The following is a 12,499-nucleotide window of genomic DNA, read 5'->3' on the forward strand; positions in this document are numbered from 1 at the left end:
AGACTATTTATAAATAACGGCCTATTCGTCAAAACACTACAAATCTATCCTTTGGGTGAAAATAGATTTTATCACGACCACAAAAAAAATTTACTAAGCAATTATAAAGAGCTTCGTAAGTAATTGGAATTTATAAATTTATGTAAAAAATAAATACGTTGATATCACCAATTTCGAAAAAGTGATTTTTCTCTATAATTTGAATTTCATCTTTAATCAAGGGTTCCGGTTCAATAAATTCTTTAAGGTCAATTTAAAAATCTACAACGCTATTCAATGCTTTATCTGTTTCACGGTTCATAAAATTGGATTGATACATCATAGTTGTAGTAACAGAAGAATGGCGATATAATTTTTGCAACATCTGAATAGGAATTTTATCTCCTGAAATATTTCCAAAGCTATGGCGAGCAATATGCATGGTAAGTTTTTTATTAATGCCTAATTGGTTTGCAATTCGGCCTAACTGTCTATTAAAATTACGGGTTACCGTTTTTATTCTAGTCCTAACTTGTATATCATCATCAAGATCAATATATCTCAACTCTGGAAATACTAAATCACTATTATCAATTTTGAAAGGAAAGTATTGATCTAAAATTTTTTGAGCTTTAAATGGGATTTGAAGCGAAACTAACTTGTCATTTTTCTTCATACGATAATATAATCTATCATCCTTTAGATCAGTCCATTTTAATTGAATGATATCAGTTATCCTAACCCCAGCAAAATAAAAACTTAATAACCATACATTCAAAGTATGCTGATTTGCTTCGCTCAAATCGGTGGCATTTTCTAATTTCTTTAATTCACTAATATTCAATCCAATTTTTTTTGCTTCCGGTATTTTAATCTGGTATTTACCCTTACCAAATGGATAATCATTATGATCAGCATTTTTTAAAGCTAATCCTAAATTATATATAGCCCTAATGCATATCATATAATTTACTACTGTGCGCTTTGCCCGGTATTTTTTAAATTCCAGATAGGACGCAAACCTCTTGAGTAATGGAACGTCTATTTCGTGAAATTCTATACTGGCACCTGCAAAATTTAAAAATTGATTGACTCTATTCTTTTCAGTTAAGTATTGATTCGATTTTCTTCTTGCAAGTATATTATTCAAATATATATCTGCAGTATGTTTGAAATTGCATGAATTTTGTCTGCGTATAGACTCTTTAAGTTTGACTACTGATAATTTTCTTTCTGTTGACTCATTTTCGAGGAGCTTTTCATTAGCCTCAGTAAGTTTAATAAGCAAAAGATGATTTAAACGGGAAGAATTAGGATGTGAGCTTTTAACCTTCTTTTTCTTTTCATCCCAATCTTTTTTTTCTATATATTGACCAGTGTATAAATAAGTTGATCTTCGATTTCTAATAATCCGAATAGCAATAGGTTGCAAACCTGATTTGTTAATCTTTTTTCTTAGAACTGCACTTACCGACGACATTTTTTTTAGATTAATATCTCAATTAAAGATAATAAAATATTGGGTACAACATAGGTACAACATTTCATGTATTTAAATGAAACTATATGAAATTAAGCAATATAAAAATTATCATATTTAACTGATTTTAAACCGTTTAACACTCATATGACATATCACCATGATATTTCATAACCCGGAGGTCCCGAGTTCAAATCTCGGTCTCGCTACTAGTAAAATAAAGGCTTTCGAGAAATCGAGAGCCTTTTGTTTTTTCACTTAGTACAGAATAAGTACAGAATCTCATTTTTTTTTAATAAGTAAATAAGAGCCATATGGAAAATCTCCGTTTGATATCAATTGAAACGGAATTTTATATTTATTCCGGAAATTAACTCTAGAAAGTAACCATTAATTTTCTAACGTTAATAAGTTTCAAAATTTTAGCAATTAACCGCCAATCTTGAATCACTCTCTATTACTTCCCTGGAATAGCTCAGCATGCCTGAAACCTGATAGCTATGAAATACATCCTCTTCCCTATCGTAAAAAGTTCTCATATATATCCCTTAGAGATGCAGCTTTAAAAAATTCCTAAAAGTAAAGCAGTGAAGAAATGCGAAACGTTAGATCCATAAAATGTCGAAATCACACAGAATAAAAAGTCGATTTTTTAAATAGCGAATAAATATCCATCTGTAAAATTAAATTTCAGGTAAAAACATAACCTATGATACTGACTTATAACTTTTAAAAAAGACTAAAAAAGCTTTCTAAAGAAAGCTGAATTACAAGTAATTGGCGCTATTATTTTAAGGCTATTAGGATAATTGTCTAAAAGGAGTCATCATTTAAAGGAATGCTATAAAGCATAGTAACTCATTTACACCGCTCTATTTTTCTTAAAATTCTCCGCTTGTTCAAATATTTCTTCATAAACTTCATCCCGTTCCACCGGCGGATAACCGTGTTCATCGAGTAATAGAATAAGTCCAACCTTTAGGGCAGATTTAATGTCATTTCTTTTGCTCCAGTCTGGAAATTTCGCTTGTTCGTCCACTAAATCTTTTATTGACTTTGAGAGCTCGATGAGCTTATGTTCGGGATATTGAAAATCATATTTGATACAAAGCTCTTTTAAAATATCATAGAAGGCTTTTTCTTCAAAATCAATTCCCAACTTTTCCCCGGCCGAAAACTCTTTTTGTACCTGCCAAATAAGATCTGTGAGCTGCTCTGCCATCTCTTCGTAGACCTCTCCGCGTAACACATCACCTTTTCTTTCATTGTATCGGGAAACTAGGCCTTCCATCTTTTTAGAAAAATCTACTCCTTTTACCTTGTTCACTTTTTTAATCTCTCCAATAGCCCTGGCCAGTAATTGCTGTAAAAGTTTGATTTTAGTATTGGGCAATTTGATCTTATCGATTTTTGCCAGATAATCCTCATCAAATATATCCTGCTGACTGTTGGTCTGATCGCCCATTTTAAAGATCTCCTCCACGCCTTCACTTGCCAATGCATTTTTGATCATCTCTCTTACTTTGGCGTTCATCTGGGCGGTATCCGGTGCATTTCCCCTGGTGAGCTTAAAGACTATAGACTTTACAGCTAAGTAAAAATGAGTATAATCCCGTTCTTGTTGGGTTAATTTCTCACTTCCAGCACAAATATCATAGGCGGCTTTAAGGCGTTTCACCAAATCCATAAAACGTGTTTGCAGCTCCTTAGTTTGCTGTACATATTCAACGGCCTGGTTCAGGTTGTTTAGCTGGCTTAAAGGATCTCCATGGAAATAATCGGTACTATCGAATTTGTGAAAAATCCTGGCCAGTAAATCCAGGTGGTCCCTAACTATCTTCAGGGACTTTTCAATATCTTCGAAATTCTGACGCTCACCCTTATTATATTTGGCAAGAGCTAAGTTCATTTGTTTCTTAATACCAATATAATCTACTACCAGTCCTTTGTTTTTACCCTGGAACTTCCGGTTTACCCGGGAAATCGTCTGGATAAGGTTATGTTGCTGGATGGGCTTATCGATATAGATACTATCCAGAAACGGCACATCAAAACCTGTGAGCCACATATCGACGACAATGGCAATTTTAAAATTCGATTTCTCATTTTTAAATTGACGGTCCAGCTCTTTCCGGTACTCTTTTGTTCCTAAAAGATCATACATTTCTTTAGGATCGTCTATACCCCTTGTCATGATCATTTTTATCCGCTCAATAGGCTTGAGCTGCTTCTTGTCTTTTTCGGTTAATTCGGCACCTTCTTCTGCCTTTCTAACCTTTGCCCATTCCGGTCTTAATTCGATGATGTTCTTATAAAGCTCGTAAGCTATTTCACGACTGCTACAAACGAAAATTGCTTTTCCTTTTACGGTAGCACCTTCCTCTAGCCTTTTTTCATAATGATTGACAAAATCTTCTGCTATGGCCTGTAAACGATCCGGATCACTCAAAATGGCATTAATGTTAGCCGACTGCTTTTTACTCTCTTCTACCTGGTACTCATTCGCACCTTCTTCCTCAGCTACCCGGTAATATTCCTCAATTTTCTTTAATTCCCTATTTTCAAGGGCCACTTTCGCTGCCCTTCCTTCATATACAATACGTACTGTAATTTCATCTATTACAGATTCTGTCATTGTATATTCATCTACCACCTTCCCAAATACATCTAAAGTAGCATCGATTGGCGTCCCGGTAAAACCTACAAAAGTAGCATTTGGCAAAGAATCGTGAAGGTATTTAGCAAAGCCAAAAGTTTTCTGCACCCCTTTTTCTGTGATTTTTATTTTTTGGTCAAGATTGGTCTGGCTCCGGTGAGCCTCATCAGATATACAAATAACATTGCTTCTATTCGTAAGCAACTCGGTGTCTTCTGTAAACTTATGTATAGTGGTAAGGAACACTCCACCACTTTCCCTTCCTCTTATTCGTTTGCGTAGGTCTGCACGGCTTTCTGCACTTGCGATAGCATCATCCCCAATAAAGGCTTTGGCATTGGTAAATTGCCCTGCAAGCTGATCATCCAAATCGGTTCGATCAGTTATCAAAATAATGGTGGGGCTTTCAAAGTGATCACTTTTCATTAAAAGCCGGGTTAGGAAAAGCATGGTAAAACTTTTACCGGAGCCAGTTGCTCCAAAATAGGTGCCTCCTTTTCCGTTTCCGTTAGGTTTTTGGACTTTCTGAATATTTTCAAATAGAGCCCTGGCCGCATAATACTGGGGGTAGCGGCACACGATCTTTTCGTCTTTCTTGGAACTGTCCGGTAAATAAATAAAGTTTTTAATGATATCCCGCAGCCTGTTTTGATGCAACATTCCCTGGATAAGGGTGAACATACTATCAATACCGTCAACCTCTTTTGCCAATCCAGCGATCCTGCGCCATGCATAAAAAAATTCATAAGGCGCAAAAAATGAACCTGCTTTGGTATTTACACCATCACTAATTACACAAAATGCATTGTACTTAAAAAGTTCAGGTATGTCCCTTTGGTAACGCACTGTTAATTGAATATAGGCGTCATAAATGGTGGTATTTTCCTGAATCGCCGTTTTGAATTCGAAAACAACTACCGGAATTCCATTAATATAAAGAATCCCGTCAGGAATACGTTTTTGAGTGCCGGTAATTTCCAGCTGATTAACGAACTTATAAGTATTTTGGTTGTCTTCTGAATAATCAATTAAATAGATCCAGATATCTTTTTGGGAACGGTCTTCCCGCTTTAGCGAGAAACCATCAGAAAGCATTCGCATAAACTCCTTGTTGCTTTCATAAAGATCTGATGCCGGAAGAGTTTTAAGTCTAAGAATAATGGAATCTATTTCATTTTTAGTAATCCCGTTTTTCCGGTACCTTGTCAATAGAAATTCCTGAAGATCACTTTCAATGAGCACTTCATCTTCCTTTCGTGAGATTGTGCCTCCCAGTTGATGCTTATAATCTTCTTGTTCAAGCTGGTTGGCAAAAACGCTTTCCAGTTGTGCTTCGGTAAATTTCATTCCTGTCTGGCTTTTCTTCCCTTCTCAGTTAACCTGTACTTCTGTTTACTGCTTTTGGGTTTGTCCGGTGTTGTTAATTCTACAAAACCCTCTTCTATGGCGGGATTTAAGTAATTGATTCTAAAATTTTTTCTGTCCACAAGCCCTAATGATTTTTGCAATTCGGTTCTACTTTCTTCGCCCTTAAAAACATTAAGAAGATCCCGTACTTGGGGGGAGACTTGTGGGGTAACTTGGGGGGAGACTTGCGGGGTCTCCCTATAATGTATGTTTCATAAGGTTAATTTCTATCATTTTTACTTCTTCCCTTTTTTAAGCCTTTCACCATTTTGTCAAAATCAGATTCTATATTTTGGGTTTTGTTGAACTTGTCGTATTCCGAAAAGGCTTTGTTTTCGGCTTGTTTTTTAGATCGTTTCCCCAGACCCTGTAAAACTTTATATTCATTAAACTCTAAAAACTTGTTGACGCTTAGCGCAAGTTGCTCCATCGTAAAGATATTTTCTCTTTCAATCAAGCCTTCTATGTAATCAAAATAACCTGTTACCGTTCGTTCCAGTTGCTTGATTTCCTTTTCTTCAAGGTAGTTCTTGGCGATGGTGGTATCAGATTTAAGAATTCTACCTTCAGGAGCATTTTTAAAAGTGGCGAGGCCCATTTGAGGCTTGGAACTATCTGCTTTTAAGTAGATAATTTCAGCGGCAGTTTTGCCTGTTATGGCAAAATGAAATTTGTTTTGAACCGTTGCATAAAACTTTTTGGTAATAGGTGATTTCGGATCGTAATCAATACTACATTCCGCAAATATATCAGTAACCTGTTGATAGATTCTACGTTCGCTGGCACGAATGGAACGAACCCGTTCCAATAACTCCCTGAAATAATCCTTTCCAAAAAAAGTTTTACCCTGCTTTAAACGATCATCATCTAAAGCAAAACCTTTAATAATGTATTCTTTTAATACCCTGGTAGCCCAAATACGAAACTGAGTGGCTTTGGTGGAGTTTACCCTATAACCCACAGAAATAATAGCATCTAAATTGTAATACTCTAAATTGCGTGCAACCTCTCTTTCTCCTTCAGTTTGAACTGTTCGGAATTTCCGAACAGTTGTCTCTTTCTCTAATTCCCCACTTTTAAAAATATTACGCAAATGTTCGCTAATCGTAGATTTTGACACCCCAAATAACTCTGCAATTTTTTGCTGGGTAAGCCATACCGTTTCATTCTGAACGTAAATTTCTATTTTTACCTCACCACTTGGTGCGGTGTATAAAATAAAATCGCTGAGCTCATCACTGGGTTTTATATGCTTGTCTTTTTTCATATTATTCCTAATCTTCCTTCTCCAGGCCTTCGGAAAGTTCACGTTTATTTTCTATACGATTGGTTTCGGGCATATTTTTTTAATTAGAAAGCCAATTATCAAGCTTAGTATATGAGCGGGCCTCACCAATCTCAATTGGAGAGACAACATAATAACCTTCGTCAAAATAACCACCAATTTTTCTTTGAACAGTAAATCTTCTAATGAACTCTATCGTAGGATATATTTGAAGGTATTCATTACCTGTATAGCCTTTATAATCTTCTTTCACTGGCATTAAAGCTATGTGATTTATATACTTATGTGTATCTCCAATGCCTAGTTCCCAATTACACCATTTGGAGTTAATAGCACCTTCAGTGGCCAAGAATATAAATTTTCTATTCTCCTTTATCTTACTTTTGATTCTTGAAGCTGTTTTACCAGAAGTATTTTTAGGCATATCACCATCAAGCCAGTCCACATAAACATTCACATTCATTCTTTTCAAGAATTGGATAGCAGCATCTAACTCAGTTCTTTCATTATGTTTATGAGATAAAAAGATTGTAACTTTTCCTACTCTACTTTCGTTACTAAATTCGTTTAAGCTTCCATTCAAACCTTTAGAAAAGGTTCGCGTCTGATTTCTAAAGCCTAATAGTTGGGACTTATCTATTATGCTCATCTAATTATTTTTTCTAATTTCTATAGCCTCTTCAATCCAGTCTTCAATGTTTTCTCTTATGTGATTGTACACTTTTTGGCTATCTGTATAAGGTGGATTGTAACATTTGATGACGGAAGAAAATTTCTTACTGCCAAAATCAAAATAATCAAAGGGATTATCTCCTTTATTAGATTTTTCCCCATCTCCGTTTTTTAAATTATGAATATGAATCCCAACAATACCTTTTTTTTCAGACCAAGCTCTTTCAATTTCATAGTTAATCCATTTTCTATTTGCAGTATTTTCCCCTACTAATACTATGACACAGGTTTTACCTGTCATATTATCATTTATCCATTTCTTAATTGCAGCATCTCCTCCATTGGTTACTGTTTCCCATTTATTAGGAGTGGCAACCGAATTACCTTCTATTTTCCCTATACTTCGAACTGTCGAGGCTCTCCAATTATCTGGTTTGTAATGAAAACTTGTAAATACATTTCTTGCCATTTTATTTGTTTTTAATTAATAAATCTTGAAAGAGTGACATATAAGCATAATCCTCTAAAAACCTTTCGTTTTTCTCAAAATCAAAATTATCATAAACCATTTTAGATCCCGCACCAGTGCTGCCTAAAGGGATTACCTTTGCTTTCGGATGAAACTCTCTGAACATTTTATACTCTATTTCAATTCCTTCCATTCCACCTATAAAAACACCAGCATAAAAATCATTAGTACCAATCATTAATTCACGCATTAAACCTAAGCTAATTTCTCTGTCATCGTTAGCCGGAGTTAAGCGCACATTTTCAAACTTGTTATTATCTTTAGGAAAAAAATTTTCAAAAAACCTAGATTGATAAAGTACCACGTGATCTTGGATTGTCAAATTCATTTTCTGTAAAACATAATTAATTAAAGGTGTAATGGAGGGATGCCCACCCCAAATTAATCTATAGTGAGGTAAAATAGTAGTGGCTAATGCAATAACCGAATCTCGTATGGCTATTACATCGGCTGAATCTATATATTTTGGATCTCGCTCTGGTAGTGGTATGCTTGCTGATAGGAAAATATTTTTTAATTCTTTTGAAACCATTTATCGAAATTTTGCTTTTTCAGTGTTTTGATTTTTAAATAATTGTTCAACCATTCCAAATGTTTTAACCATTTTTCTCTAATCCTAATATCATCAAAAATTAAGTAAACGCTTTCCACTTCATATTCATTTATTTCTTTTACCAATTCTTCCGACATATTACAATCTAAAGACTGTGGTATCCCGATAGTTGGTATAAAAATTCTTCTTTTTTTATTCCCCAATTCCTCTGTTATAATTCTTTCAGGCTGTAGGTTAATTTTTTTTCCATATTTCAACGCAATATTTGAAAATTCAGTTATTAAATTATCTTGCCTGGAAGCTAAATTTCGGGCTCTAACGGATTCTGCACTACTTACTATTTCATTAACAATATCTTCTTTTAATTTAGAGGCATCCTTGTTTTTATATAAATTATCGATAAAGTCCGAATCCTTTAAGTGTTTTGGAAATGAGACGTGTGCAGCGCTGTCAATTTTATTGTTTGGCCAAATCAACTGAACAATTCCAATCTGTTTGGCATTAGCCTCTGCTAGCTCCTCTTTACACCACTTACTTGTTAAGAATTTTGGGGTATTTAGCAAAACAATGACGTCACAATCGGTCATACGATGCCATAATTCTTCTTGAAAAGGCTCTCCTTGTTTGATGGAATGTGTGTCTAAAAAAACATCAAAATTATTTTTTTCCATAGCCTCATATAATTGGATTGCAACAGAAGAGGATTCATCTCTTTTATAACTAATAAACACCTTGCGTGTATGTCTTAGTTTTCCGAAAGATTCTAAAGCCAAGTTCGTTATTTTACTGTCTTTAGTTTCATCGTAAAGCTGTCCATTCTGATTCTCTAAAATTTTCGGAATTTCTGCACTAAAAGAATCGTAATAAATCGGCAAGATTAATGTTGCATCTTTTAGTAACTTATCTATAATTTCAATATTTTTAAAATCACGATTTTTATCTCCAAAATAAATGGCAAACGCAGGTTGATTAGCTTTATATTCTTTAGTAAAATTATTTTCATCAATTAAAATAAAAGAATCTTTCAATTGCCTCAATTCAATTAATTTTTCGAAAAAAAGATCTACTATCCTATCTGATAATTTTCCTGTTGTGCCCAGAATGATTAGTTGGTATTTGTATATCATATTTAATTGGTTACTAATTTTTCTTTTTTTATTCTTGACATTCTGGAAAGTATAAAAGATTTTATTTCATACAATAATTTATTTTCTGAAATTTTGATATTCATCTTCTGGGATATATTCTCTACATAACTTATAAAGTTTCTTAAAAGTTCATCTGGAGGAATTGCTACTAAATAATTCATAATCCACTCCTTGTCTCCTCTGGGCATCTTCGTTCCTTTACTTCCAGACATTACATATTCAAAAAATAAATCTTGCTCCAGAATAGCATATAAGTAAGAAGAATAATTACTGTTCTTAGATTTAAAACAGAGAATATCGTTAGAACAACCACCATCAAAATCAGCTTTCCATATCTTTTTAAAATATGGACGAATGTTTGAAATCAAAATATCCCCTTTAATAAACTTAGGAAGCGTCTTTGAAGTTGGAAGCTTAGAGGCCGTAGTAATCCCTTTCCTATTAGCAAGCATATTATCAGTCGAGACATAATTTAATAAATCTAAATTTTCAACTTCTATTCGTTCTTTTGTATAATGAGCAACATTTCCTAAAGGGACAACTTCCCAACCCTTTGGAACCTCCTTATCCAACTCCTCATTATAAACCATTGCTCCACCAGAAGATTTGTAAGGTTTTCCAATTTCATTTGGAAATTCAAAATCGACAAACCAACGTTTATAGATAGCCTGTGCAGTTTCCTCCAGTTTCTGATTAAGTTGTTCATTCAGTTTGATGCGATTTTTCACCACATTGTATTCGGTGACAATTTCGCGCTGTTTTTCTATGGAAGGAACAGGTAGTTCAATACTGCAAAAAGCATCCCAGGCTAAACCTCCCCTAACGTCAGCATCCGTATAGAACCAGGCATTTCTATCAAATTCAGCACGACTATACCACATCATCAAATATTCAGGTAATAAAATAGAAGTATCCTTTATTTCAAAGACATCATATGCAGGTGATACTATAAAAGGTTTTTCATTTTCTGAAAGTGCAATTGGTATTCTATAATCTCTGCCAACGTGCATTCGGTTACAGGCAAATTGCCCAGGTCTTACAATTAAATATCTTGATAGATTAGTGCCTACTACATTGGCTACTGAAGGCATAAAAAACTTATCTATATTAATACCTAAAAGTTCAGAATACCTATCTTCTGAATTTCGGACTTTTAATTTTTGTATGTAATCTCCAATAGGTTTATAGTTTGATTGCATACCCAAGCTCTTTAAAAACATCTAATAATTCCTTTTTGGACTGCTCTTCTTCTTTTAGCAAATCTGTCAGTTCGCTTCGTAAACCTGCCATTTTGGAGTCAAAATCGATGTTTTCATCCCGGTTTACAAATTCAATGTATTTGCTGGGCACCAGGGAGAAGTCTTTCTTTTTAATATCTGCTTTGGTGGCACTGTAGCAATATTCCGGAATATCTTTATAATCTGTATTTTCCTGTTGCCAATCGTGGTAGGTTTTGGCAATATCCTGAATATGCTTTGGGCTAAACTGGATAAATTTTTTCTCAAACGGCTCCCCGATCTGCCGTAAATCCATAAACAGCACTTCTTCCTGCCGGTCCCGATAATGCCTTTCTTCATCGCCAATAGAACGGGTATGTGCGGTTTTATTTTTATTAAGGATCCAAACGGTTACGCTTATATTGGTGGTGTAAAACATATTTTGTGGCAGGATAATAATAGCTTCCACCAGGTTGTTCTCCACCAACTTTTTCCTAATTTTATATTCTTCGCCACCCCCGGAAAGAGCTCCGTTAGCCAAAATAAAACCGGCAACCCCATCATCTGATAGTTTGGAAACCATATTTAGGATCCAACCATAATTTGCGTTGCTTTTTGGAGGCACTTCATAACCCTGCCATCGAGGATCATCAATTAATTCCTGCGGCCCACGCCAGTCCTTTTGATTAAAGGGCGGGTTGGCCATAATATAATCTGCTTTCAGATCTTTATGCTGATCGTTGCTAAAGGTATCGGCCGCTTTTTCACCCAGATTAGCAGATATCCCCCGAATGGCAAGGTTCATTTTTGCCAGTTTGTAAGTAGTATTAGTGTACTCCTGTCCGTAAATGGAAATTTCCCGTTTGCTCCCGTGGTGGCTTTCAATAAACTTAATAGACTGCACGAACATTCCACCTGAACCACAAGCCGGATCATAAATTATCCCTTTATAGGGTTCTATCATTTCGGCAATAAGGTTTACAATACTCTTTGGTGTATAGAATTCTCCCTTTCCTTTTCCTTCCGCCAATGCGAATTTGGACAAAAAGTATTCATATACACGCCCCACGATATCCTGGGATTTGTCTTTTTGAGTATCTATTTTATTTATGGTGTCCAAAAGAGAGGATAATTTACTTTGGTCCAGTCCTAAGCGGGAAAAATAATTGTCCGGCAATGCACCCTTTAGAGATGGGTTGTTCTTTTCGATCTGGTTTAACGCGGTATCAATCTTTAGTGCAATATCGTCCTGCTTCGCATTTTTAATAAGATAGTTCCATCGGGAAGTTTCTGCCAAGAAAAAGACGTTCTTCATATTATAGAAGTCTTTCATCTCAAGATACTTTTCTTTGCCTTCGGCAACAAGTTCCTCACGGCGCACTTCAAATTTATCACTGGCAAATTTCAGGAAGATAAGCCCGAGCACCACGTGTTTGTATTCTGAAGGTTCTATGGAGCCACGCAATTTATTCGCAGCATCCCACAGGCTTTCTTCAATAGATTTTTCTTTGGTAGTTTTCTTTTTGGCCATTATTCAGATTCGGGTATGTAGTAAATAATTTATGCTTCCGAG

General features: G+C 35.0%; 10 protein-coding genes. All 10 read right to left on the reverse strand.

Annotation, left to right across the window (positions count from 1 at the left end; all coding sequences use genetic code 11):
- Positions 1-253: 253 nt before the first annotated feature.
- The 10 genes from Q1K34_RS10515 to Q1K34_RS10560 all read right to left on the reverse strand — a co-directional run bounded on the left by Q1K34_RS10515 (position 254) and on the right by Q1K34_RS10560 (position 12,457).
- On the reverse strand, positions 254-1,459 hold the full coding sequence (locus tag Q1K34_RS10515; RefSeq protein WP_300438258.1) for a tyrosine-type recombinase/integrase: 1,206 nt from the start codon (positions 1,457-1,459) through the stop codon (positions 254-256).
- An 862-nt stretch (positions 1,460-2,321) separates the two neighbouring features.
- Complete coding sequence (locus Q1K34_RS10520; RefSeq protein ID WP_300438260.1) at positions 2,322-5,462, reverse strand: type I restriction endonuclease subunit R; 3,141 nt, start codon at positions 5,460-5,462, stop codon at positions 2,322-2,324.
- On the reverse strand, positions 5,459-5,731 hold the full coding sequence (locus Q1K34_RS18030) for a Fic family protein (RefSeq protein WP_367183323.1): 273 nt from the start codon (positions 5,729-5,731) through the stop codon (positions 5,459-5,461). The genes Q1K34_RS10520 and Q1K34_RS18030 overlap by 4 nt, the downstream gene beginning before the upstream one ends.
- Before the next feature lie 11 nt (positions 5,732-5,742).
- On the reverse strand, positions 5,743-6,789 hold the full coding sequence (gene rhuM / locus Q1K34_RS10530; protein WP_300438265.1) for a RhuM family protein: 1,047 nt from the start codon (positions 6,787-6,789) through the stop codon (positions 5,743-5,745).
- Between the two features lie 79 nt (positions 6,790-6,868).
- Complete coding sequence (locus Q1K34_RS10535; RefSeq protein ID WP_300438268.1) at positions 6,869-7,456, reverse strand: toll/interleukin-1 receptor domain-containing protein; 588 nt, start codon at positions 7,454-7,456, stop codon at positions 6,869-6,871.
- Positions 7,457-7,948, reverse strand: coding sequence for a TIR domain-containing protein (locus Q1K34_RS10540; protein WP_300438270.1), 492 nt, complete (start codon positions 7,946-7,948; stop codon positions 7,457-7,459).
- Between the two features lies 1 nt (position 7,949).
- On the reverse strand, positions 7,950-8,540 hold the full coding sequence (locus Q1K34_RS10545) for a hypothetical protein (RefSeq protein WP_300438273.1): 591 nt from the start codon (positions 8,538-8,540) through the stop codon (positions 7,950-7,952).
- Positions 8,522-9,688 (reverse strand): toll/interleukin-1 receptor domain-containing protein, encoded by a 1,167-nt coding sequence (locus tag Q1K34_RS10550; protein ID WP_300438275.1) that lies wholly within the window; start codon positions 9,686-9,688, stop codon positions 8,522-8,524. Before Q1K34_RS10550 ends, Q1K34_RS10545 begins: the two co-directional genes overlap by 19 nt.
- A 2-nt stretch (positions 9,689-9,690) precedes the next feature.
- Entirely contained in the window at positions 9,691-10,908 is a 1,218-nt protein-coding gene (locus Q1K34_RS10555) for a restriction endonuclease subunit S (RefSeq protein ID WP_300438278.1), read from the reverse strand.
- Positions 10,892-12,457: a class I SAM-dependent DNA methyltransferase gene (locus Q1K34_RS10560; RefSeq protein ID WP_300438281.1), complete on the reverse strand. Its 1,566-nt coding sequence runs from the start codon at positions 12,455-12,457 to the stop codon at positions 10,892-10,894. Before Q1K34_RS10560 ends, Q1K34_RS10555 begins: the two co-directional genes overlap by 17 nt.
- Positions 12,458-12,499: the final 42 nt, after the last annotated feature.

The organism is Christiangramia sp. (genome assembly GCF_029937855.1).
In the GTDB taxonomy this organism is placed as follows: Bacteria; Bacteroidota; Bacteroidia; order Flavobacteriales; family Flavobacteriaceae; genus Christiangramia.